Origin of the sequence: Rhodothalassium salexigens DSM 2132, from assembly GCF_004341375.1 — a bacterium.
In the GTDB taxonomy this organism is placed as follows: domain Bacteria; phylum Pseudomonadota; class Alphaproteobacteria; order Sphingomonadales; family Rhodothalassiaceae; genus Rhodothalassium; species Rhodothalassium salexigens.
Map to the genome: position 1 here is coordinate 203,504 of NZ_SLXO01000002.1, position 22,271 is coordinate 225,774.

At 69.6% G+C, this 22,271-nt stretch carries 19 protein-coding genes; 5 read left to right on the top strand and 14 right to left on the bottom strand.

Features of this window, described 5'->3' with window-relative positions:
- The first annotated feature begins 95 nt into the window (after nucleotides 1-95).
- Entirely contained in the window at nucleotides 96-1,943 is a 1,848-nt protein-coding gene (glmS, locus tag EV659_RS03325) for a glutamine--fructose-6-phosphate transaminase (isomerizing) (protein ID WP_132707432.1), read from the top strand.
- A gap of 14 nt (nucleotides 1,944-1,957) precedes the next feature.
- Here the strand turns inward: glmS and thiD are convergent, their stop codons facing one another.
- From thiD to EV659_RS03400, 14 genes are all read right to left on the bottom strand, one after another.
- A complete protein-coding gene (gene thiD, locus EV659_RS03330) occupies nucleotides 1,958-2,836 on the bottom strand; it encodes a bifunctional hydroxymethylpyrimidine kinase/phosphomethylpyrimidine kinase (RefSeq protein WP_132707433.1) in 879 nt (292 codons plus the stop codon).
- A gap of 43 nt (nucleotides 2,837-2,879) precedes the next feature.
- The gene (glmM, locus tag EV659_RS03335) at nucleotides 2,880-4,223 is read right to left on the bottom strand and encodes a phosphoglucosamine mutase (protein WP_132707434.1); all 1,344 of its coding nucleotides are present in this window, start codon (nucleotides 4,221-4,223) and stop codon (nucleotides 2,880-2,882) included.
- Between the two features lie 102 nt (nucleotides 4,224-4,325).
- Nucleotides 4,326-5,447: a dihydropteroate synthase gene (folP, locus tag EV659_RS03340; protein WP_132707435.1), complete on the bottom strand. Its 1,122-nt coding sequence runs from the start codon at nucleotides 5,445-5,447 to the stop codon at nucleotides 4,326-4,328.
- A gap of 15 nt (nucleotides 5,448-5,462) precedes the next feature.
- Nucleotides 5,463-7,397, bottom strand: a complete 1,935-nt coding sequence (gene ftsH, locus EV659_RS03345; RefSeq protein WP_132707436.1) for an ATP-dependent zinc metalloprotease FtsH — start codon at nucleotides 7,395-7,397, stop codon at nucleotides 5,463-5,465.
- Nucleotides 7,398-7,591: 194 nt separating this feature from the next.
- A complete protein-coding gene (tilS, locus tag EV659_RS03350; protein WP_165878690.1) occupies nucleotides 7,592-8,893 on the bottom strand; it encodes a tRNA lysidine(34) synthetase TilS in 1,302 nt (433 codons plus the stop codon).
- Between the two features lie 7 nt (nucleotides 8,894-8,900).
- Nucleotides 8,901-9,851, bottom strand: a complete 951-nt coding sequence (ybgF, locus tag EV659_RS03355; protein ID WP_132707438.1) for a tol-pal system protein YbgF — start codon at nucleotides 9,849-9,851, stop codon at nucleotides 8,901-8,903.
- A gap of 354 nt (nucleotides 9,852-10,205) precedes the next feature.
- Nucleotides 10,206-10,778, bottom strand: a complete 573-nt coding sequence (gene pal, locus EV659_RS03360) for a peptidoglycan-associated lipoprotein Pal (RefSeq protein ID WP_165878691.1) — start codon at nucleotides 10,776-10,778, stop codon at nucleotides 10,206-10,208.
- A 216-nt stretch (nucleotides 10,779-10,994) separates the two neighbouring features.
- Nucleotides 10,995-12,401 (bottom strand): Tol-Pal system beta propeller repeat protein TolB, encoded by a 1,407-nt coding sequence (gene tolB, locus EV659_RS03365; RefSeq protein ID WP_420877583.1) that lies wholly within the window; start codon nucleotides 12,399-12,401, stop codon nucleotides 10,995-10,997.
- A gap of 15 nt (nucleotides 12,402-12,416) precedes the next feature.
- On the bottom strand, nucleotides 12,417-13,298 hold the full coding sequence (locus tag EV659_RS03370) for a cell envelope integrity TolA family protein (protein ID WP_165878692.1): 882 nt from the start codon (nucleotides 13,296-13,298) through the stop codon (nucleotides 12,417-12,419).
- A gap of 50 nt (nucleotides 13,299-13,348) precedes the next feature.
- Nucleotides 13,349-13,804, bottom strand: coding sequence for an ExbD/TolR family protein (locus EV659_RS03380; protein WP_200287410.1), 456 nt, complete (start codon nucleotides 13,802-13,804; stop codon nucleotides 13,349-13,351).
- Nucleotides 13,804-14,544 carry a protein TolQ gene (gene tolQ, locus EV659_RS03385; protein WP_132707441.1) on the bottom strand — a complete coding sequence of 247 codons (741 nt, stop codon included), beginning with the start codon at nucleotides 14,542-14,544 and terminating at the stop codon, nucleotides 13,804-13,806. The genes EV659_RS03380 and tolQ overlap by 1 nt, the downstream gene beginning before the upstream one ends.
- Nucleotides 14,544-15,092 (bottom strand): YbgC/FadM family acyl-CoA thioesterase, encoded by a 549-nt coding sequence (locus EV659_RS03390; protein ID WP_132707442.1) that lies wholly within the window; start codon nucleotides 15,090-15,092, stop codon nucleotides 14,544-14,546. The genes tolQ and EV659_RS03390 overlap by 1 nt, the downstream gene beginning before the upstream one ends.
- A complete protein-coding gene (gene ruvB, locus EV659_RS03395; protein WP_243641578.1) occupies nucleotides 15,089-16,189 on the bottom strand; it encodes a Holliday junction branch migration DNA helicase RuvB in 1,101 nt (366 codons plus the stop codon). Before ruvB ends, EV659_RS03390 begins: the two co-directional genes overlap by 4 nt.
- Before the next feature lie 331 nt (nucleotides 16,190-16,520).
- Complete coding sequence (locus tag EV659_RS03400; RefSeq protein WP_165878693.1) at nucleotides 16,521-17,315, bottom strand: DUF2141 domain-containing protein; 795 nt, start codon at nucleotides 17,313-17,315, stop codon at nucleotides 16,521-16,523.
- 95 nt (nucleotides 17,316-17,410) lie between these two features.
- Here EV659_RS03400 and EV659_RS03405 point away from each other — a divergent pair, with 95 nt between their 5' ends.
- The 4 genes from EV659_RS03405 to EV659_RS03420 all read left to right on the top strand — a co-directional run bounded on the left by EV659_RS03405 (nucleotide 17,411) and on the right by EV659_RS03420 (nucleotide 22,244).
- Nucleotides 17,411-18,529, top strand: coding sequence for an LptF/LptG family permease (locus tag EV659_RS03405; RefSeq protein WP_165878694.1), 1,119 nt, complete (start codon nucleotides 17,411-17,413; stop codon nucleotides 18,527-18,529).
- Nucleotides 18,526-20,145: a hypothetical protein gene (locus EV659_RS03410; RefSeq protein ID WP_132707445.1), complete on the top strand. Its 1,620-nt coding sequence runs from the start codon at nucleotides 18,526-18,528 to the stop codon at nucleotides 20,143-20,145. The genes EV659_RS03405 and EV659_RS03410 overlap by 4 nt, the downstream gene beginning before the upstream one ends.
- 126 nt (nucleotides 20,146-20,271) lie before the next feature.
- Nucleotides 20,272-21,084 (top strand): sterol desaturase family protein, encoded by an 813-nt coding sequence (locus EV659_RS03415; RefSeq protein WP_132707446.1) that lies wholly within the window; start codon nucleotides 20,272-20,274, stop codon nucleotides 21,082-21,084.
- Nucleotides 21,085-21,104: 20 nt separating this feature from the next.
- A complete protein-coding gene (locus EV659_RS03420; RefSeq protein WP_132707447.1) occupies nucleotides 21,105-22,244 on the top strand; it encodes a hypothetical protein in 1,140 nt (379 codons plus the stop codon).
- Nucleotides 22,245-22,271 lie beyond the last annotated feature (27 nt).

Sequence of the window (22,271 nt, forward strand, 5' to 3'; positions counted from 1 at the left end):
GGTCGGGCCGGGTTGTGCAGCAACCCAGGACGACCCCGGGTCTGGTTCATCCCGCCGGCGGCCCGTGCGGCCCCGGCCTGCCCCGGAGCCAATCCATGTGCGGCATTGTTGCGATTTCCGCCAAGCGCGACATTGGAAACGACATTCTCGACGGGCTCGCGCGGCTCGAATACCGCGGCTATGACTCGTTCGGCTTCGCCTGCATGGCCAATGGCGAGCTGTCGCTGGTGCGCGATGTGGGCGTGTTGTCGGAAAAGCGCGCACGCCTGCGCGACGGCGGCATGCCCGAGGCCCACGCCGCCATCGGCCACACCCGCTGGGCCACCCACGGCCGGGTGACGGTGGCCAACACCCACCCCCACACCTCGTTCGACCAGCGCTTCGTGCTCGCCCACAATGGCGTGATCGAAAACCATCACGAGATCCGCGAGCGCCTGGCCGCGCGCCAGATCCAGTGCACGTCCGAAACCGATACCGAGGTGGTCGCCCATTTGCTGGCCCTGCACTATCGCGAAACCGGCGACCTGATGGCGACGATCGCCGCGGTGCGCGCCGAGGTGCGCGGCGAATACGCCTTCGCCATCGCGCTGCGCGACGAGCCCGGGCTGCTGATCGGCGTCAAGAACCAAAGCCCGCTGGCCGCCGGCACGCTGGCCAATGGCGCGGGGCCGGACGGCGGTTTCTTGTGTTCCGACCCGATCGCGCTCGCCGGCCATGAGGGGCAGATCGCCTATCTCGAAGACGGCGACGTGGCGTTCGTGCGCCCCGACGGCGTGGAAATCCTCCACGGCGACACCGCGCTCGCCCCGGTGGAGCGCGCCATGACCGCGCTCGACATCGACAATGGCGCCGACGATCTGGGCGATTTCCCGCATTATATGCTGAAGGAAATCCACGAAACGCCGCAGTCGGTGCAGCGCATGGCCGAACTGCCCGCGGCCGGCCTGCAAGGCGCGGTCGACCATCTGGCCACCCACGAGGTGGCGCTGGTCGGCTCGGGCAGCGCCTTTTATGCCTGCCTGCTGGGCCAATATTTCTTCGCCCAACTGGCCGGTCGCTATGCCCGCTGCCACCCGGCCGACGAGTTTCTCGACGTCAACGCGTTCTCAGGCCCCGGTCAGGCGCTGGTGGCGGTGTCGCAGTCGGGCGAGACCTTCGACACCCTGCGGGTCATGCGCGCCGCCCAGGCCGCCGGCGTGGCCAGCGTGGCGATCAACAATGTGGCCGCGTCCACGTCGCAGCGCATGGCCGAGTTTCCGATTTTGCAGAATTCGGGGCGCGAGATCTGCGTGCTGTCGACCAAGTCGATCCTGGCGCAGGTGGCGGTGCTGTATCGCCTGGCGCTGGGCACGGCCGAAGCGGCCGGGCGCATCGACGCCGCCGAGCACCACCGGCTGCTCGCCGACCTGGCCGCCCTGCCCCGGGTACTGGGCGAACTGATCGCCGACAAGCGCGCCGAGATCGACGACGCCGCCGAGCGGTACCGCTGGATCGACAATTGGTTCTTCCTCGGCCGCAGCCTGCACTATCCGGTGGCGCTTGAATCGGCGCTCAAGTTCAAGGAAGTGTCCTATCTGCACGCCGAGGGCATGCCTGCGGGTTTCCTCAAGCACGGCACCATTTCGCTGATCGACGAGAAGTTCTTCACCGTGGCGTTCATCCCCAACCGCGCCCACGACCCGGACTCGTTCGGCCTGGTGGTGTCGAGCGTGCACGAGATCGCCGCGCGCGGCGGCAATGTGATCGGCTTCGGCCATGACGCCGCCGACGCCTTCGAAGACGGCCTGTTCGAGCGCTATATCCAACTGCCGAGCCTGTCCAAATGGCTCGACCCGCTGATCCAACTGACCGCCGGGCAGCTGTTTTCCTATGGCTGCGCGGTCAAGCTGGGCCGCAATATCGACAAGCCGCGCGCCCTCGCCAAGGCGGTCACGGTGCGCTGAGCGCCCACCGCCGCCTAGCCCTCGGCGATCATCCAGCCATGGTCGAGCGGCCCGTGGCCGCCGCCGAAACCGGGCGCCCGGGCGATCGCCCCGCGCAGATAGGCGCGCGCCCGGATCACGGCTGCGCGCATATCGAGCCCGCGCCCCAAGCCCTCGGCGATGGCGCTGGCCAGCGTGCAGCCGGTGCCATGGGTGTGGCGGGTGTCGATGAGCGGGGCGGCAAAGGTCTCGGTGCCGCCCTCGACCGCCAGACAATCGACGATGCTGCCGCCCTCGCCCCGGCCGCCCTTGACCAGCACGGCGTCGGGGCCGAGCGCGCGCAACTCGGCGGCCACCCGCGGCATGGTCTCAGGCCCCGCCTCGCTCAGATCGCGGCCCAGCAACACCCCGGCCTCGGCCAGATTGGGGGTCAGCAGCGTCGCCCGGGGCAGCAACTCGGCCTTGAGCGCCGCCAACGCGGTATCGTCGGTCAACCGGTCGCCCGAGGTGGCGACCATCACCGGGTCGACCACCAGGGTCGCCGTCGGTGCGTACTCGGCCACCATCTCGGCCACGGTCGAGATCACGCCGGCGCTGTGCAGCATGCCGGTCTTGATGGCGTCGGCGCCGATGTCGGCCAGCACCGCGCTCATCTGCTGGCGGATGGTGTCGAGCGGCACCGGGTGAAACCCGAAGACCTGTTTGGTGTCCTGCACGGTAACCGCGGTGATCGCGGTCATGGCAAAGCCGCCGAGCGCGGTCACCGCCTTGATGTCGGCCTGAATACCGGCCCCGCCGCCGGGGTCGGAGCCGGCGGCGATCAGCACCCGCGCCGGCGCGGTGCCCGGGGCGCGGTGCACCGGGGCGGGCCTGGCGCCCAGGTCGATAGCGGTATCGGGATCGGTGTCGGTCATGGCTGGACGTGTTCCGCCTGAAGAAAGGCCGCCGGCGGCCGGGTCACGCCGCGGTCTCGACGCGCGTACAGATATCGTCGACCACGGCGGCCACCAGGGCTTCGTCGTCGCCTTCGGCCATGACCCGCACCTTGGGCTCGGTGCCCGACTTGCGGATCACCAGCCGGCCATTGCCCCGCAAGCGATCCTCGCCGGCGCTGATCGCGGTGCGCACGGTGTCGCAGGCCAGCGGGTCGGCGGCCTGATAGCAGACGCTGCGCAGCACCTGGGGCACGGGGTCGAACAGATGGGTCACCTCGGAGGCCGGCCGGCCCGACCGTGCGATCACGGTCAACACCTGCAACGCCGCCAGAAGCCCGTCGCCGGTGGTGGTGAAGTCGTTGAGGATGATGTGGCCCGACTGCTCGCCGCCCAGATTGATGCCCTGGCGGCGCATCGCCTCGACCACATAGCGGTCGCCCACCTTGGTGCGTTCGAGGCGCAGACCGCGCGCGCTCACGAACCGCTCCAGACCCAGGTTCGACATCACCGTCGCCACCAGGCCGCCGCCCTTGAGACAGCCGCGTGCGTGCCAGTCGTCGAGGATCAGCGCCATCAGTTGGTCGCCGTCGATGGTGCGGCCGGTCTGGTCGACCAGGATCACCCGGTCGGCGTCGCCGTCCAGTGCCACGCCGAGGTCAGCGCCCTGCCCGACCACCGCGTCACGCAGGGCGGCGGTGTCGGTGGAGCCGCAGCGCTCGTTGATGTTGACGCCATTGGGGGTGACGCCGAGTTTGGTGACCTCGGCGCCCAGTTCCCACAACACCGCCGGCGCGACCCGATAGGCGGCACCATTGGCGCAGTCGAGCACCACCTTGAGCCCCTCGAAGGTCAGGCCCTGGGGCACGGTGCGCTTGGCGAACTCGATATAGCGGCCGCGCGCGTCGTCGAGATGGGCGGCGTGGCCGAGCCGGTCGGGGGCGGCCAGGCCGTCCTGCCAACCATTGGCCATGTGCGCCTCGATCTCGGCCTCGCGCGCGTCAGAGAGCTTGTAGCCGTCGGGGCCGAACAGCTTGATGCCGTTATCGTGGTGGGGGTTGTGGGACGCCGAAATCATCACGCCCAGATCGGCGCGCAGCGAATGGGTGAGCATGGCCACCCCCGGGGTCGGGATCGGCCCGCACTGGGTCACATCCATGCCGGCGGCGACGAAGCCTGCGGTCAGCGCAGACTCAAGCATATAGCCCGAACGGCGCGTGTCCTTGCCGATCACCACCCGGCCGCCCTGGGCCTGTCGGCGGAACAGCCGCCCCGCCGACAGACCTAAGCGCAAGGCCATGTCGGGCGTCATCGGCGGCTGGTTCACATAGCCGCGAATCCCGTCGGTGCCGAAAAGCGTCCGCGTCATCTCAGATCGTCCCCCCTGGTGTGCCGCCCCGGCCGTGGCCTGGCCCGTCGAGCGATGGTTCTTGGTTGGCCCGGCGGCCGCAAATTTGGGCTGACGGCGGCCTCACCCGGCGGCCGCCACGCCGCCCGTCGCGCCATACACGGCGCGTGCCACCGCCAGGGCCTGGGCGGTCTCGGCCACATCGTGGACGCGAAACAACTGCACCGCCCGCTCGGCGCCGGCCAGCACCGCCGCCAGCGAGCCCCCCAGCCGGCGGTCGGCCGGCTCGTCGCGGCTGAGCGCGCCAATGAACCGCTTGCGCGATGCCCCCAGCAACAGCGCCGGGCCAAGCCCATGGTATAGGGCTAAGCCATGGATTAGGTCCAAATTATGACCAACGGTTTTGCCGAACCCGATACCGGGGTCAAGCATCACATGGTCCGCCCTGACCCCGGCCGCCAAGAGCGCGTCGAGACGCTCGGCCAGCCAGTCGAAGACGTCGAACCGCACATGGTCATAGCGCGGGTCGTCCTGCATGGTCGCCGGCGTGCCCCGGTGGTGCATGACGCACACCGGCACGTCGAGCCCGGCGGCGGTGGCCAGGGCGTCCGGGTCATGGGTCAGGCCGCTGACATCGTTGATCATGGCGGCACCGGCGGCGACCGCCTCGGCCATCACCGCCGCGCGCCTCGTGTCGACCGAGATCGCCGCGCCGTCGGCCGCCAGGCGCTCGACCACCGGCAGCACGCGCCGGCGTTCCTCGTCGAGCGGCACGGCGTCGGCGCCGGGACGGGTGGACTCGCCGCCAATGTCCAGAATGTCGGCGCCCGCGTCCCGCAACGCCCGACCGTGGGCCACGGCGGCCTCGACGCTTTGGTGCCGGCCGCCGTCGGAAAAGCTGTCCGGCGTCACATTGACGATGCCCATGACCCGCGGCCGGTCGAGCGACAGCGCCGCCGACCCCAGCGACAGCGCCGGGCGCGGTGCCTGAAGCGTCGCCAACCGGGCGCGCGCCGCCGCTGCCACCGGTTCGGGCAAGGAGGCCAGCGCATCGGCCTCGAACGCCGCCACCGGGCCGTGCCAGCGCGCGACAATGCACCCCGCCGGGTCCCGCACCGCAAGGTCGAGAAGAGAGAAAAAAACAGCACCCCCGGCCAGGGGCAGACGGCCCGGGCCGGGGGTGGGGTCGAGGCCGGCGGGGCGCAGATAGACCCGCGCCGCCGCCGCAACCGACGTGTCGGCCATGATCGCGCCTGGAGCCTAGCCCTGGGGCTGGGGCTCGGGGCCGAGGCCGCCGCGGCCTTCTTCCTCGTCGTCGCCGGCGCTCGGCACGGTGGCCGGGCCCGACGGCGCCTTGGAGGTCGGCGGCGTCTGGTCGCTGTCGCCCCGGTCGAGCGTTTCGCCGCGCAAGACGCGGTTGATCTCGTCACCGGTCAGCGTTTCGTACTCCAGCAGACCGTTGGCCAGGGTGTGCAACTGATCGATATTGTCGGTCAGGATCTGCTTGGCCCGATCATGTGCCTCGTCGACGATCCGGCGCACTTCCTCGTCGATCAGTTGCGCCGTCGCCTCGGACACGTTCTGGGTGCGCGACACCGAATGGCCGAGGAACACCTCTTCCTCGTTCTGGTCGTAGAGCAACGGCCCGAGCTTGTCGGACAGGCCGTACTTGGTGACCATGGCGCGCGCCAGACCGGTGGCCATCTGGATATCCCCCGACGCGCCCGAGGTCACCTTGTCGTAGCCGAAGATCAACTCTTCAGCGACCCGGCCGCCCATGGCGATGGCCAGATTGTCGAGCATCTTCTCGCGGCTTTGCGAGTATTCGTCGCGTTCGGGCAGGCGCATGACCATGCCGAGCGCGCGACCGCGCGGGATGATCGTCGCCTTGTGCACCGGGTCCGACGCCTTGCAGAACAGACCGACCAGCGCATGGCCGCCCTCGTGATAGGCGGTCAGCTTCTTCTCGTCCTCGGTCATCACCATGGAGCGGCGCTCGGCCCCCATCAGCACCTTGTCCTTGGCCTCCTCGAACTCGCGCATCGAGACCAGGCGCTTGGACTTGCGCGCCGCCAGCAGCGCCGCCTCGTTGACCAGATTGGCCAGGTCGGCGCCCGAGAAGCCCGGCGTGCCGCGCGCGATCACCCGCACGTCCACGTCCGGCGCCTGCGGCACCTTGCGCATGTGCACCTTCAGGATCTTCTCGCGGCCGATGATGTCCGGGTTGGGCACGGTGATCTGACGGTCGAAGCGGCCCGGGCGCATCAACGCGGGGTCGAGCACGTCGGGGCGGTTGGTCGCCGCGATCAGGATGATGCCCTCATTGGCCTCGAAGCCGTCCATCTCGACCAGCAACTGGTTGAGGGTCTGTTCGCGCTCGTCATTGCCGCCGCCAAGGCCCGCGCCCCGGTGCCGGCCGACCGCGTCGATCTCGTCGATGAAGATGATGCACGGCGCGTTCTTCTTGGCCTGTTCGAACATGTCGCGCACACGGCTGGCGCCGACGCCGACGAACATTTCCACGAAGTCGGAGCCCGAGATGGTGAAGAACGGCACATTGGCCTCGCCCGCGATGGCGCGCGCCAGCAGCGTTTTACCGGTCCCCGGCGGGCCGACCAGCAGGCCGCCCTTGGGGATCTTGCCGCCCAGGCGTTGGAACTTCTGCGGGTCCTTCAGAAAGTCGACGATCTCTTCGAGGTCTTCCTTGGCCTCGTCGATGCCCGCCACGTCCTCGAAGGTGACCCGACCGGTCTTCTCGGTCAGCATGCGCGCCTTGGACTTGCCGAAGCCCATGGCACCGCCGCCACCGCCGCGGCCCTGCATCTGGCGCATGAAGAACACCCACACGCCGATCAGGAGCAACATCGGGAACCAAGCCAGCAACGTGTTGAGCAGCAGATTGTTGTCCTGCGGCTGGACCTGGACGGTGACGCCATTGTCACGCAGCACCGGCATAAGATCCGGGTCGCTCGGCGGGATGAAGGTGGAGAAGCGCTCGCCGGTGTTCAACACGCCTTCGATCTTCTGACCCTGCAGTTCCACCTGGGCCACGGCGCCGTTCTCGACCCGGCGCATGAACTCGGAATAGGCAACGCTCTGGCTGTTGCCGCCGGGCCCCTGCATCAGGTTGAACAGCGCGGCCAGCAGCAGAATGACCACCAGCCACAGCAATAGATTCCGTCCGATATTATTCAACTTTCCGTCCTTCCGGCCGTTTTAAGACCCGCCCGGGTGAGCGCCTCACCGGCTGTCATGAGGATGTCACGGCAGCGCCGTCTTGTCATCCTCCAACAGATAGGCTGCCCGCGCGTTAACACAAGGTGAGCCACCGCCCGTGGAGCGCCTCGCCATGATCCGTCGAAGCCGTTGACAACTCGTGAAAAACCGGTTCAAGGCCGCGACCGGACCGCGCGAAGACCAACCCCGGCTGGCGCGATGTCTAGATGAGGTACGGCCCAGGGTGCGCCGGCGGACCAAAGCGCCGGCAGGCCGGGCGCAACCGTCGCAGCGAGGCGCTCGGTTTCGGCGGTCAGGGCGGGGCTTTGGCCTGACGCCCAGCGCTCGAACGCCGGTCGGCCGAGCGCGCGCAGGCACAGATCGCCGGGCACCGCGGCCGGCAGGGTGAGCACGAACCGACCGTCCCACACCGTCTCACCCGGTGCCGTGGGCGTCATCGGCTCTGCGACTGCGTCCGATTCGCGCATGATGGTACAACGGCCGTCGCGGTCCGGTCGCAGGGTGCAGCCGGCGAGCGTGGCACCGCGGAATCCCGGCTCGGCCAGTGCTGCGGCCAGACGCAGCAGCTTGTCTTCGCGGGGGCGATAGGCAGCGCCGCCAGCAAAGCCGAGCAGCCGCACCAGCGCCCGCAGGCGGATGTCCTCGGGCGCCGTCTGCCAACGGGCGCGGTCCAAGGTCACCAACCCCGCCGGACCGCCGGGCAGCATCGCCACGCAGGCCGCGGTGTCCAACAGGGCATCGGTGGCCGCTTCGAGCGCCGCCGAGGCCCGACGCAGACGATGGGCGGTCTGGGCCAGCCGCGCGGTCGACAGCCCCGGCAGCGGCGGATCGGCCAGCAACCGGCGTGCCTTGACCCGATCGAAGCGCGGGTCGTCATTGCTCGGGTCGGCGATCCACGGCTGGCCGGCGGCGACCAGCGTGGCTTGAAGCCGCACCTTGGGCACGTCGAGCAAGGGACGTACGCGCCGCAGGTCGTGGGGCGGGGTCACCGCCGGGGCGGTCGGCGCCATGGCCGCCAGCCCGTCGACGCCGCTGCCACGCGCCAGGTTCAGCAGCAGCGTCTCGGCCTGGTCGCCCTGATGATGGGCGAGCACCAGGGTCGCCACGCCATGGGCCCGGCACCAGTCTTCCAGCAGGCGATAGCGATCGGCCCGGGCGCGGGCTTGCAGATTGGCGACGGGCCGGTCGCCCTGGCGCACCAGCAGCTGCGCCGACAGCCCCATGGCATCGAGCCAGCCTCGGACCCGCGCCGCCTCGTCCGCCGCGTCCGGCCGCAGCCGGTGATCCACATGCAGCGCCACGGCGCGCAGACCGGCACGCGCAGCCAGCCAGGCGAGCGCCAGGCTGTCCGCCCCGCCCGAGACCGCCAGCGCCACCGGCGCCTCGGCGGGCACGCCGAGCGCCGCGAGCCGCCGGGTCAGGTCGTGGGCGCTCAGCGGGCGCGGCGCCGGCACCGCCGCCTCAGCAGCCGAGCCGGGCGCGCTCCTGGGCCGCGCGCCGGGTGATCCGCGCCGGCGCGTCGGGATAGGCGCGGTCGAGTTCGTTCAAGGTATCGCAGGCGCGGTCGGTATTGCCCAGATTGGCCAGCGACAGACCCAGCTTGAGCAAGCTGTCGGGCCCCTTGGCACCGCGTTGATAATCCTGGAAGCCCTTCAAGAAGGCCTGCGCCGCCTGGGGGTATTGCTGACGCGCATAGTGGGTCTCGCCAAGCCAGTACTGGGCGTTGCCGGCCAGGTCGCTCGACCCGTGGCGCTCGACAAAGGCGCGGAACGCCCGTTCGGCCGCACCGTAATTGCCACGCCGCAACAACCCATAGGCATAGTCGTATTGGGTCTGCGCGTTGCCCTCGGGCAACGGTCCGTCGTCAGCGCCCATAGCCTCACCGGCCGACGCATCGCCTGCCGGCGGCGGCGCCAACGCCTCGCCGCCCGGGCTGCCCGTCGGGCCGCCGTCGCGCGCCGCATCGCCCGCCGCGTCGTCCGCCCCAGCCCCCGGCGCGCGCCCGGTGCTACCGCCTTCCAACTGGCTCAGGCGAAACTCCACATCCTCGCGAAAACTCTGGCTGCGTTGCCGGTGGCGGCGCATTTCGAACTGCACCTCCTCCACCTGGCCGCGCAGGTCGGCAAGCGCGGATTCGAGTTCCTGAAGCCGCAGCGTCATCTGGGCCATCAGATTGTCACCCCCCGGCGCCGCATCGGCAGCGCCCACCGCCTCGGTGGCGCCGCCGCCGCGCAGCGCCGACGTCCCCGGGCGCGTGACCAGAAGGCGCAACTGCTCAACCTGTTTTTCCAGTTCGACGATCCGCCGGTCGACGCTGCTGAATGTCTGCGCGCCCACCGACGGCGTCAGCGTGGCCACCGAGATCGCCGCCACCGCCACCAGCCCCAGCACGGGTCCTGCCACCTGTTTCATCGCTGTCTGATCCCCTGTGTTCGTCCGTCGATGCGCTCCCTTGCCGACGCCGGTCGGCGTCTGGACGCGGCGGGACAAGCGGCGCCCGCCCCGCTTGCCCTGCCGGAAACGAAACGGCCCCGCTGCCCCTCGCCTATCCGTCGATGCCGGATCGGGCGAAATCAGGGCAACAGGGCCAATGTTTCGACGCCGGGTCAAGCCCGCTCAACCGTCAGACCGCTGCCGCGCCGCGACAGATCCGGCAATGCGGCTCCCGCCGAGCGACCGACGCAAGGGCGGCTGGCGCCCGGGCCGCCGGCTTCCCCTCACCGTCGACCGGAGCCAGGGGCCCAACGCCCCGGTGGGCGGTCGATGCTAGTTGTTGAACACCACGCGGGCGCGGCGGTTCAACTGGTGGGCGCGTTGGCTGGTGCCCGACGCCACCAGCCGCTCCTTGCCGTAGCTGATGGTGTCGATCCGGTCCGACGAGACGCCCTGGGCGACCAAATAGTCTTCGACCGACTGAGCCCGGCGTTCGCCCAGCGCCAGGTTGTATTCGCGGGTGCCGCGACGGTCGGCATGGCCTTCGATGGTGAAGGTCACGTCGTCATGGTGCTTCAGCCACTCGGCCATCTCGTCGAGGATCGGCCGGGCGTCGACGCGGATGTTGGACTCGTCGAAGTCGAAATAGACCCGGTCGGCGCCGACGAAGTCCTTGAAGCTGGAATAGCTGGCGGCACCGTAGCGGTCGTCCGCGCCGTCGAGGCGGGTGCCGTCCACGCCGCCCCGCCCGACCGCGCCGGGGCCATCGGCCGCGTCGGTCATCTCGGGCGCGGGCGCGGTGACGTCCGGGCCCTCCTCTTGGGCGGCGTCGCGCGCACACGCGCTCACCAACACGATGGCGAACAGGGTCAGGCCGTGCCGAAGGCCCTTGGTCGATACGGGCATAGGATGGCTCCTCCGAAAACCGACAAGATGGTTATCACGTCCGCACCCGACGCTCGGTGCCGAGCTGGGCCGCAGACATGGCTTTTTAAGACCGTTTATCAGATCGTTAAACGGGCGCACTGATGCGGTCAAACGATAAATTCAGAACCTCAGGGGTGCAAGAGGCCCGACCGGTTTTCCGGCAGTCAAACGGGCACGAATTGACTAAAACCCACGTCAAGAATTCGGATTGTCCAAGAGAGGCGACCAGGCCGGGTCCGACGCGTCCACCGGCGTCTCGATGACGCGCAAGTTACGGCCGGTCAAATCCACCGACATCAGCGAACTGGCTCCGGTATTGGGATTGAGCCGGAAGAACATCAGCACCCGCCCGTTGGGCGACCAGGTGGGGCCTTCGTCCTGATAGGCGTCGGTCAGGATGCGCTCGCCGCTGCCGTCGGGGCGCATGACGCCGATGACGAACTTGCCCGACGCGATCTTGGTGAACGCGATCAGGTCGCCGCGCGGCGACCAGACCGGCGTGGCATAGCGCGCCCCGCCGTCGAAGCTGATCCGGTGGATGTCGCTGCCGTCGGCGTTCATCACATAAAGCTGCTGGCTGCCGCCGCGGTCGGAATTGAACACCATGCGATCGCCCGACGGCGCATAGCTGGCCGAGGTGTCGATATTGGGGTCGCGGGTCAGCCGGCGCACCTTCCGGGTCTGCAGGTTCATGGTGTAGATGTCGGAATTGCCGGCGCGCGCCAGGCTCATGACCACCGAATTGCCATCGGGCGAAAAGCGCGGCGCGAAGGTCATGTTGGGGAAATCGCCCAGCACCTCGTGGCGGCCGGTGTCCAGATTGTAGAGATAGACCCGCGGCTGGTCGTTGTAATAGGCCAGATAGGTGATTTCCTGCTGGTCCGGGCTGAACCGCGGGGTCAGCACCAGATCGTCGCCATTGGTCAGATACTGGTGGTTAAACCCGTCCTGGTCCATGATCGCCAGGCGCTTGCGCACGTTCAACTCGCCGCCGCTTTCGGCGATATAGACGATGCGGGTGTTGAAATAGCCCCTCTCGCCGGTCAGCCGCTGATAGATCACGTCGGCGATCTTGTGGCCGATCTGACGCCATTCGGCCGGCTGGGCCACATAGCGATAGCCGGTGATCTGTTCTTCCGCCAGCACGTCCCACAGCCGGAAATCGACCCGCACCTGGCCATCGCCGCGCGGATAGATACCGCCCGCGACCAGGGCGTCGGCCGACACCGCGCGCCAGTTGGCAAAGCGCGGCCGCACATTGGGCGACGCCACATCGTCGAGCATGGCCTTGGGCGACAACGGCTTGAACAGCCCCGAACGCGCCAGATCGGCGCTGACCACGCCGGCCAGGCGACGCGCGAACTCGTCCGCCGCCAGGGTCGTCTGGGTGCCGTTCTTGCCCACCGCCAGCGGCCCGCCGGGGCCGGCCTCGAAGGCGGGGATGGCGATCGGCAGCGGGTTCACCGAGCCCGAGCGGATATCCACCTGGATCTGCGCCGCCGCCGGCACGGCCAGTAACACAATTCCGGCCATCAAACCGGCGACGCGCCGGCCGATCCCGGTCAAGCGACTGGCAAGCGCATTCATCCGCAGCGTTTCCATCGTCATATCGGCCCTTTATCCCCCAACCATGGCGCTGGCGTCGAAGTTGAACACGATGTCGTCCCAGGTGTCATAGAGGTCCACCGGCAGATCGTAAGGCGCACAGCGTTGCACCGCCCGGCGCGCGCTTTCGGCGAAGGTGCGGTAGAACTCGCGCCCCGGCGCGTTCAGATCGCCGGCATTGACGTAGCGCGGCGGCCCCATCATCGAGCCGTCGGGACGCAGGCGCAGGCGGATCTTGACGCTCATCTGCTCGATATTCTTGACCCCGACCGGGATCGACCAGCAGCGCTGCACCTTCTGGCGGATCAACTGTTCGATCCGCGCCAGATTGCGCTGCGCCTTGAGCCGCGAGCGCGCGCCCTGGCGCTTGGCCTCGGCCTTGATCGCCTTTTCCAGGTCGGCGACGTTGAGACTCGGCGTCTCCTTGACCGATTTGTCGATCAACGCCGCGATCTGGCCGGCGTCGAACCGGCTCGGGGCCGTGGGCTTCGACTGCGGCATCACCCGTTGGGCCAAGGCGGTCACCGTCTCTTCCGGCTCGGGCTTCGGCTCGGGTTCGGGCTCGGGCTTCGGCTCCGGCTTGGGTTCGGGCAACGGCACCTCGGGCGCCGCCTCGGCCGGTTCGGGCTCGACATCTTCGGGCGCGGTGCGCAGTTCGGGCTTGGGATCGGGATCGGGCGCGGGTTCCTGCGGTTCGGGGTCGGGTTCAGGCTTCGGCGGTTCGGGCTGGGCCGCGCCGTCGTCCGCCTTGGTCGCCGTTTCCTCAGCCACCTCGACGAATTCCACCTCGATCACCTCGGGCGGTTCGGGCACTGGCGGCGTCAGGCGCGGCAGGCCGAAAATCGCGAACAACAGCACGCCGACGTGCAGCGCCACCGACAGCCCCAGGCCCATGGCGCTGGTGTCGTGCCGCGGGCCGCGCCCGGTTATGGGCGTCCGAACGCTCAACGGGCTTGGCTTGGCCGTCGCGAGACCATGGCCACCTTCCTGAAACCGGCCCGGTTGACCGCCGCCATCACCTCCATGACCCGGCCGTAGTTCAGATTGCTGTCGCCGCGCACATAGATGCGCTTTTGCAGGTCATTGCCGGCGATCGCGGTCAGCCGCGGGATCAATTCGTCAAACGACACTTCTTTGTCTTGCAGAAATATGGCGCCGTTTTGCTGGATCGTCAGTTCGAGCGGCTGATTGTCTTCGCCCATGGACTGGGCGTCGGCTTCGGGCAGGTCCACCGGCACACCGATGGTCAGCAACGGCGCGGTGACCATGAACACGATCAGCAACACCGTCACCACGTCGACGAACGGCGTCATGTTGATCTCGGCCATCACCCGATAACGCCCATTGCCCAGGCGCCGGCTCTGGCTGCCACTGCTATGGGGCGACGACGGCCCGGCCATCACCAGCCCTCCGCTTTCTCGTCCAACTGGCGCGACAGGATCGCCTGAAATTCGTCGGCGAAGCCTTCCATGCGCCCGACAAAGCGGCCGATCTGGTTGATGTGGCCGTTATAGGCGACCATGGCCGGAATCGCCGCGATCAATCCGACCGCGGTGGACAACAGCGCCTCGGCGATGCCCGGCGCGACCACCGCGAGCGAGGTGTTGGAGGTCATGGCGATCGCCTGGAAGCTCTTGATCACCCCCCAGACGGTGCCGAACAGGCCCATGAACGGGGCCGCGGTGGCGATCGTGGCCAGCACCTGCAAGCGCCCTTCAAGCCGCTGCATCTCGCGCGCGATGGTCACCGACATGACCCGGCTGACCCGGTCCTGGACCGACAACCGGTCACGGATCGCCCCGCGCCCGGCGATCGAGCGCTGCCATTCGCGCATGGCGGCGACGAACACCAGCGCCAGCGGGTTGGCCGCCCGGTTGCGCAGGCTTTCATACAGGTCTTCGAGCGAGGTGCCGGACCAGAACGCTTCCTCGAAATCGTCGGCGGCGCCGCGTGCCTTGCGCAACCGCAGCACGGTGGAAAAGATGATCCCCCACGACACCACCGACGCCACCATCAGCGCCACCATCACCGCCTGCACGACGATGTCGGAGTGCATGAACATGTCGACGGGGCCGAACGAAACGGCGGCATCGCCGAGATTTTCGCTGGCCACCTCGCCGGTCGGTACGGCGTCCTGCATTACGCTTTGTCCTCTCCGTGTGGGCCCTCGGCCGCGCCGCGGGCATCTCGCTTCGTGTCGTCCGCCATGGTCTCGGCCGGCACCGCCATTTGGTCCAAAACGCGCCGCCAATCCGCCGGCATGCGCCGCGGCCGGCCGTGACCGTCGAGCACCGCCACCCCGATCCGCGCGCGCACCAACAGCGTGTCGCCGCGCCAGGCGCACTGACGCACCACCACGCTGGCCGCCCGGCTGGTCTCCACCTCAGTATGGATTTCCAGCCAATCGTCAAGCCGGGCCGGGCGCACGAATTCCATGTCGCACCGGGTTACGGCAAAACCAAGGCGCGTGTCGATATCGCGTTCGACCCAGGCCGGCCCGTGATGGATGCCGGCGGCGCGCAGATACTCCGCCCGACCGCGCTCGAAGAACGCCAGATAGCGGGCGTGATAGACGATGCCGGCGGTGTCGGTGTCCTCGAAATAGACCCGCAGGCCGAGCCGGTGACGGGCCCCGTCCAACACCCCCTGAACGCCGGGGCTCAGCGCCGTGGCGGCGGGTTCGGTCATCGATCGCTCTCCTCTTCGCCGCTGGTGTCGCCGGGACCGCCCTCATCCGCGCCGCTATCGGGAGGCTCAGCGAACAGATCGCCCGGCGCCGCGCTCGGCTCGGGCAGGCCCAGATGGCGCCAGCCGCGCCGGCCCAGCATGCGCCCGCGCGGGGTCCGCTGGATAAAGCCCTGTTGCAACAGATAGGGCTCGATGATGTCTTCGATGGCGTCGCGCGGCTCGCTCAGCGCCGCCGCCAGGGTCTCGATGCCCACCGGGCCGCCGCTATAGGTGCGGCCGATGCACGCCAGATAGCGGTGATCCATGGCGTCGAGGCCCGAGGGGTCGACCTCCAGCCGGGTCAGGGCGGCGTCGGCGGTCGCCCGGTCGACCAGATCGACGCCGGCGACCGAGGCAAAATCGCGCACCCGGCGCAACAGCCGCCCGGCGATCCGCGGCGTGCCGCGCGCCCGGGCGGCGATCTCGCGCGCCCCATCGACGGCCAGCGCCAGGTTCAACACCCGCGCACCGCGCAGCACCACCTCGGTCAACTGGTCGACGGAATAGAAATCGAGCCGGGTCGGGATGCCGAAGCGGTCGCGCAGCGGGTTGGTCAGCAACCCCATGCGCGTGGTCGCCCCAACCAGGGTAAAGGGCGGCAGGTCGATGCGCACCGAGCGCGCCGCCGGCCCCTCGCCGATGATCAGGTCGAGCTGGAAATCCTCCATCGCCGGATAGAGCACCTCCTCGACCCCCGGCGACAGGCGGTGGATCTCGTCGATGAACAAGACGTCGCGGGCGTCGAGGTTGGTCAGCAGCGCCGCTAGGTCGCCGGCCTTGGCGATCACCGGGCCCGAGGTGGCGCGGAAATTGACCCCCAATTCCTTGGCGACGATCTGCGCCAGGGTGGTCTTGCCCAGCCCCGGCGGACCGTAGAGCAGCGTATGGTCCATGGCCTCGCCGCGACCGCGCGCGGCGGTGGCGAAGATGCGCAGATTCTCCCGCGCCTGGTCCTGGCCGATAAAATCGTCGAGCCGCTGCGGCCGAAGCGCCACCTCGACCGCGTCGTCCGCTCCCTCGCCCGGGGCCACCAGACGGTCGGGACCGTCGTCGGTCACGGCTGGCCCCCGGGGCGCCTGGGCAGCCCAAGGCGCGCGCCACGGCATGCGCCAGGGCAGGTGCGAGGGCGCACGACAAGGCACGCGACGGGGCGCCAACGGGGCGCGGTTGGGGACGTGACGGGCATGGGTTTAGAACCGGTCCGAAATAAGGTCCTGGTCGCCGGGGCGCGTCGGCCGCCAACCGACCGTTGGCGCCGCCCGCGCTGGATAGCCGACCCGACCGAGCCAGACAAGGGTGCCGCCGAAGCCAGCGCCTCGGCCCGCCATGACGGCCCCACAGCATGGCATCATGGCACGGCGCGGCCGCGCCTCTATAGCGCGCACCGGCTCAACCGAACGGATATTTCAGCCGGATCGACTGGTCGGCCTTGCCGTCGCGCACCGAGAACAGGGCGTCCTCGAACGCCGGCGGGCCGAACATGAAGATGGCGTTGTTGGAAAAGCCGAAACCTTCGGAGAATTTGTCCGCCTCGCCGTCGGCGTCGCGGTCGTGCATCACCGCGATGGTATAGTCACCGTCGCCCGGTACCGGCACGCACACATCGACGCTGTCGGCGCGGCTCGCCACATCGACCTTGACGATGCCCATGCCGCGCTCCAAGAACTTCGACTTCTCGCCGGGATAGACCGTGACCCGCACATTGCCCTTATCCGACTTGACGTTGGTGACCCGCACGGTGATCACCGCCTGGCCGGCCGGCGCGCAGCAGCCGGCCGCACACACCCGGTCGGCCTTGGCGTCACCGTCCCGGCGGTCCCGACGCTCGCCCCGGGTCTGGCGCCGGTCGTCATCGGGACGCGGCGGCCGGCTTTCTGCCGCACGCAGGGCGACCCGTTCGGGCACCGTGGCGGCGTCGGTGGGGCCGGCGCTGTCGTCGGCGGTGGCCGGGCGCGATGGCGCGCCTTCGGCGTACCGGTCAGCGCTCGCCGCGCCATCGACGCCCGGGCGCGCCCGGGCGTCGGCCTGGGCAGCGCCCGACCCGGTGGTGCTACGCTCGGCGGTGGCGCTGTCGGGGCCCGCAGCGTCGGGAACGCCGGCTGTCGGGGCGTCTGTGCCGCGCTCGGCCGCGCAGGCGGCAAGGCCGAACGACAGGGCGACGGCCCAAAGGCGATGCTTACTCATAAGGCCTCGTCTTTTCATGGGGCAGTGACAGGAGTATGGCGGCTCGGCGGCGTGAAGAAAAGCCCCGCGCCCCGCACCATGGGAGACCCAGCGATATGGCAACGCCGTTTATCGGGCGACTGGATCGGTATCTGGCGGGCGAGATCGCCCGGCCGTTCGCGCTCACCCTGTTGATCGCGGCCTTGCTTCTGGTGCTCGAACGGCTGCTGCGCCTGCTCGACATGATCGTCCAAAGCCAGGGCGCGCCCGACATGGTGTGGCGTATGCTGGCGGCGCTGCTGCCCCATTATGTGGGGCTGGCGCTGCCGCTCGGGCTGTTCATCGGCACGCTCGCCGCGTTTCGCCGGCTGTCGCTGTCGAGCGAGTTGGACGCCCTGTTCGCCGCCGGCATCGCGCCGGGGCGGCTGTTGCGGCCGGTCTATGCCATGACGCTCGCCGTGGTCGCGGTCAGCATCCTGCTTACCGCCTATGTCCAGCCGCTGGCGCGCTATACCTTCAACCGGCTGGTGTTCGAGGCCACCGGCCAGGCGCTCGGCGGCGGCCTGACCCCCGGACGCTTCTATACCCTGCCCGACGGCATCACCCTGTTCGCCCGCGGCATCGGCACCGACGGCGACATGCGCGGCGTGTTCCTGCACCGCCCGAGCCAGGGCGACCGGCCGGAACAAACCCTGACCGCCGCGCGCGGCCAATTGCTGGCCGACCCCGGCGGCAGCCGGGTGGTGCTCGACCTGGCCGAGGGGCGGATGCTGCGGCCGGCGGGCGACCCACCGGGCGCGGCCGCCTTCGAGCGCGCCGAGATCCCGCTATTCGACAGCGGCCTGGCGGCGTTCCGCAGCCGTGGTGCCCTACCGCGCGAGATGACCCTGCGCGAACTGGCCCAGACCCTGGCCGGCGCGGTGCCCGAGCGGGTGCCGGGCCACATGATCGCCGAGGTCCGCGCGGCACTCCACTGGCGCATCCTCTATGTCCTGACCTTCCTGCCGCTGCCCTTGCTGGCGGTCGCCGTGGGGCCGGTGGCCAAGCGCCGGGCCGGGCTGGTGCGCGCGCTGGTCGGGCTGGTGATCGTCATCGCCTATCACGAAGCCTTGCAAACCGGCCAGAGCGCCACCCGCGACGGCGCGTCGCCCTGGCTCACCATGTGGCCGGTGTTCGCCGGCCTGTGCGCCATCGCCGGCGCCTTCTATGCCCGTTGGCGGGCGCTGCCGCGATGACCGCCCCCAAGCCCCGAACGGGCGCCCCAGAGACCGGCACCCCGAAGACCGGCGAGCGGGACGGCGACCTGCGCCGGCCGCTGATGCGCGGTGCCGGCGTCGCCGTGCTCGGCCGCATGGGCGCGCTGGTCGAGGCGGCGAGCCTGCCGCTGTTCGTCTGGGCCTATGGCGCCACCGCCTACGGCCTGTTCGCCGCCGGCTGGGCACTGGTCAAGGTCGCCTCGGCCCTGTCCGAGCGCGGCATGGCGATCGCCCTGCAACGCTACGCTGCCGGCGCCGAGCCCGCCGCCGCCCGCGCCGCCGTCGGCCTGGCGCTGCGCACCAGCCTGGCCACCGCCACCGCCCTCGCCGCCCTGTTGAGCCTGACCGCCGTCTGGTGGGCGCCGGTACTGGCCGGCCCGGGCGCGGCAGCCGGGGCCGGAGCAGCGGGTATGTCGGGCAGCGTATCGGCGGGCGTGTCAGAGGTCTGGGCGCTCGGGCTCTATGTCTGGGTGCTGCCCTTGTGGACGCTCTTGGAGGTGGCCACCGCTGCGGTGCGCGCCACCGCCCGCTTCGGCGCCGAGGTGCGCGTGCGCATCGCCTATGAACAGGGCCTGCGGCTGGTCTTCGGGCTCGGCCTCGCCGGCGCCGGGCTGGGCGCCGCCGGCTTGTTTCTGGCCCATGGCGCGTCGTTGTTGATCGCCGGGCTGTTGGCGCTGCGGCTGGTGCGGCGCTCCTATGGCGCGCCGGTGGCCGCCTTGTGGGCCTGCGACCGGGCCACAGCCCCCGCCGGTCTCGACCGCTTCGCCCGCGCCATGATCGCGGTGCCGGTGATGCGCCGGTTGATGAGCGAGGCGCCGGTGATGCTGCTGTCCGCGCTCGCCGGGCCCGCCGCCGCCGCCGTCTATGCCGTGGCGCGCAAGGTGGCGAGCGTGATGCAGGTGCTGCGCGCCGCGGTCGACTATGCCATGGCGCCGCTGCTCGCCGGCAGCGCGCGGCGCGACGCCAGCGGCGCGGGCGCGCGCGACCTGGCCGATTTCGCCCGTCGGGTGGTGGTGATCGTCGGGCCGCCCCTGGCCGCGGGCCTGCTGGTGGTGCGCGGCGACGTGCTGCGCCTGTTCGAGCCGCACTTCGCCGCCGCCGCCCTGCCGATCGCGGTGCTGGTCGCCGGCCGGCTGGTGGAGGCGCTGTGCACGCCCGCCACCGTGGTGGTGGAGATGACCCGCGGTCATTGGCTGTCGACGCTCAACACCGCCGCCGGTCTGGCGCTGCTGCTGGCCGGCACGCCGGCGCTGATGATCCTGGCGCCGGGGCTCGGCGCCACCCTGGCGGCGGCGATGGCGGCGGCGGCGGGGCTGGCGCTCGCCGGCGGGCTGGCGGCGGTGCAGGCCGGTCTGGCCGCGCCCGGGGCCGGCGATCGACCGCAGCCCGGCACCGCCGGTACCGCCGGCATCCTGCGCGCGCTCGCCGGCGGGGTCGTGGCGGCCGCCGTGGTGGCGGCGGTGTCCGGGCCGACGGCCGACCTGGCGCCGTTCGCCGGCTTGGGCGCTGCCATCCCGGCGCTCGTCCTGGCGGTGTGGCTTGGTCTGCGGCTCGGTCTGACCGCTGACGACCGCCGCGCCCTGCGCCGCCGCTGAGGCATTGCGGCCCCTTGCTTTCGGCGTCTCAAGACCATAAACGAGACAAGATCACAGGTGCGCGCCGAAGCGGTGCGCGCGGCCAGTCCCAGCGTCCCGATCCCGGGCAGCGGCGGAGACCGAAACATGTTCGGCACCAGCGATTTCTGGACCAAGCAAACGCATCACCTGGACAAGATGACCATGGGCCAGTTGGTCCGTGCCTATTTTCGCTACTATGCGATCCAGGCCTATCTGGCGATTGCGGCGGTGTGCATCCTGATCGCCAGCTTCACCGTGACGGCGGTGGTGCCCAATCTGCTCGCCATCGGCTCGACCCTGATCTTGTTCCCGCTGGTCTGGTACATCCTGCACCGCTGGGTGCTGCACGGCACCTGGCTTGCCAAGTCGCCGCTGACCGCCGCCACCTGGAAGCGTATCCATTACGACCACCATATGGACCCGCACAATCTTCAGGTGCTATTCGGCGCCCTGCACACCACTCTGCCGCCGATCGCGCTGATCACCATGCCGATCGGCTATGGCCTCGACGGCATCGGCGGGCTGTGCGTGGCGTTCGCCACCGGCTGCCTGATGGCCGCCGCCAACGAATTCGTCCACTGCATCCAGCATCTGTCGATCAAGCCGGGCAACGACGCGCTCAAGACCATGAAACTGCGCCATATGGCGCACCATTTCCACGACGAAGACGGCAATTACGGCATCACCGACTTCACCTGGGATCGCATCTTCGGCACCCTCTACGACCGCCAGGACCGGCCCGAGAAGAGCCCTTATGTGTTCAATCTGGGCTATGACGCGGCGATGGCGGCCCGATACCCTTGGGTCGCCGAGTTGTCCGGCGGCGTCGACGAGCGCCACCCCAAGCACCGCCGGCCGCCCAAGGGCTATGACGAGTTGGCAGCCGACGGGGACGCCCCGGCAGCAGGCCAGAACTGACCGGACTGTTCCAGCGCCCCATGACCCAAAGCCTGACCCTGCGCCCGGTGACCGACCGGGCGGACCTGCGCGCGTTCATCCGTATGCCGCGCCAGGTCTTCGCCGACGATCCCAACTGGATCGTGCCGCTGGACCTCGAACGCCGCGACGTGTTCGACAAACAGCGCAACCCCTATTTCGCCACCGCCGAAGCGCAATACTGGATCGCCGAGCGCGGCGGCCGGCCGGTGGGGCGCATCTCGGCGCAAGTGGACGAACTGGCCCGCGGCGCCGGCGAGCCGGGCCTCGGCCATTTCGGCGCCTTCGACTGCCTGGACGACACCGAGGCGGCGGCGGCACTGTTCCAGGCCGCCGAGGATTGGCTGCGCGCCCGCGGCACGACCCGCGTGACCGGCCCCTTCACCCTGTCGATCAACGAAGAAACCGGCCTTCTGATCGACGGCTTCGACACCCCGCCACGGGTCATGATGGGCCACGCCAAGCCCTATTATGCGCGCCTGGTGGAGACCCAGGGCTATGCCAAGGTTCGCGATATCTATGCCTATGACCTGGACCTGACGCCCGGCTTCCCGCCCAAGGTGGCGCGCATCGTCGCCGCCGGCCGGCGCAACCCGCGCCTTGCCATCCGCCATGTGAACATGGCCGACCTGGACCGCGAAATCCGCGTCGTGTTCGACATCTTCAACAAGGCCTGGGCGGGCAATTGGGGCTTCGTGCCGTTCAATGAAGACCAGCTCAAGCATGCGGCGAAAACGCTCAAGCCGCTGATCGGGCCGGAGCGCTGCCAGATCGTCGAATATGACGGGCGCCCGGCGGCGTTCATGATCACCATCGCCGACGTCAACGACTGGATCGCCGACCTCAACGGCTCGCTGATGCCGTTCGGCTGGGCGCGCATGGTGTGGCGGCTGTATCGCAGCTACCCCACCCGGGTGCGGGTGCCGCTGATGGGCGTGCTGCCGGAGTTTCAGCGCGGTGCCCTGGGCGCCACCATGGCGTTCATGCTGATCAACGACATCCGCGACGAAACCGTCAAACGCGGCGCGCGCCAGGCCGAGTTGGGCTGGATTCTGGAAGACAATGCCGGCATGAACAACATGCTGCGCCAGATCGGCTGCCGGATCTACAAGACCTATCGGATCTACGAAAAGGCCCTTTGACGCGCCCCGGCTCTGCTCTGGCCTGCC

Excerpts from the sequence above, each read along its gene's own strand:
- EV659_RS03410 (WP_132707445.1), top strand. The coding sequence starts at position 18,526 with ATGACCGCCCCCAAGCCCCGAACGGGCGCCCCAGAGACCGGCACCCCG.
- tolB (WP_420877583.1), bottom strand. The coding sequence starts at position 12,401 with ATGGAAACGCTGCGGATGAATGCGCTTGCCAGTCGCTTGACCGGGATC.
- EV659_RS03420 (WP_132707447.1), top strand. The coding sequence starts at position 21,105 with ATGACCCAAAGCCTGACCCTGCGCCCGGTGACCGACCGGGCGGACCTG.
- glmM (WP_132707434.1), bottom strand. The coding sequence starts at position 4,223 with ATGACGCGGACGCTTTTCGGCACCGACGGGATTCGCGGCTATGTGAAC.
- EV659_RS03370 (WP_165878692.1), bottom strand. The coding sequence starts at position 13,298 with ATGGGCCTGGGGCTGTCGGTGGCGCTGCACGTCGGCGTGCTGTTGTTC.
- folP (WP_132707435.1), bottom strand. The coding sequence starts at position 5,447 with ATGGCCGACACGTCGGTTGCGGCGGCGGCGCGGGTCTATCTGCGCCCC.
- EV659_RS03405 (WP_165878694.1), top strand. The coding sequence starts at position 17,411 with ATGGCAACGCCGTTTATCGGGCGACTGGATCGGTATCTGGCGGGCGAG.
- glmS (WP_132707432.1), top strand. The coding sequence starts at position 96 with ATGTGCGGCATTGTTGCGATTTCCGCCAAGCGCGACATTGGAAACGAC.
- pal (WP_165878691.1), bottom strand. The coding sequence starts at position 10,778 with ATGCCCGTATCGACCAAGGGCCTTCGGCACGGCCTGACCCTGTTCGCC.
- EV659_RS03415 (WP_132707446.1), top strand. The coding sequence starts at position 20,272 with ATGTTCGGCACCAGCGATTTCTGGACCAAGCAAACGCATCACCTGGAC.
- tolQ (WP_132707441.1), bottom strand. The coding sequence starts at position 14,544 with ATGCAGGACGCCGTACCGACCGGCGAGGTGGCCAGCGAAAATCTCGGC.
- thiD (WP_132707433.1), bottom strand. The coding sequence starts at position 2,836 with ATGACCGACACCGATCCCGATACCGCTATCGACCTGGGCGCCAGGCCC.
- ybgF (WP_132707438.1), bottom strand. The coding sequence starts at position 9,851 with ATGAAACAGGTGGCAGGACCCGTGCTGGGGCTGGTGGCGGTGGCGGCG.
- EV659_RS03380 (WP_200287410.1), bottom strand. The coding sequence starts at position 13,804 with ATGGCCGGGCCGTCGTCGCCCCATAGCAGTGGCAGCCAGAGCCGGCGC.
- EV659_RS03390 (WP_132707442.1), bottom strand. The coding sequence starts at position 15,092 with ATGACCGAACCCGCCGCCACGGCGCTGAGCCCCGGCGTTCAGGGGGTG.
- EV659_RS03400 (WP_165878693.1), bottom strand. The coding sequence starts at position 17,315 with ATGAGTAAGCATCGCCTTTGGGCCGTCGCCCTGTCGTTCGGCCTTGCC.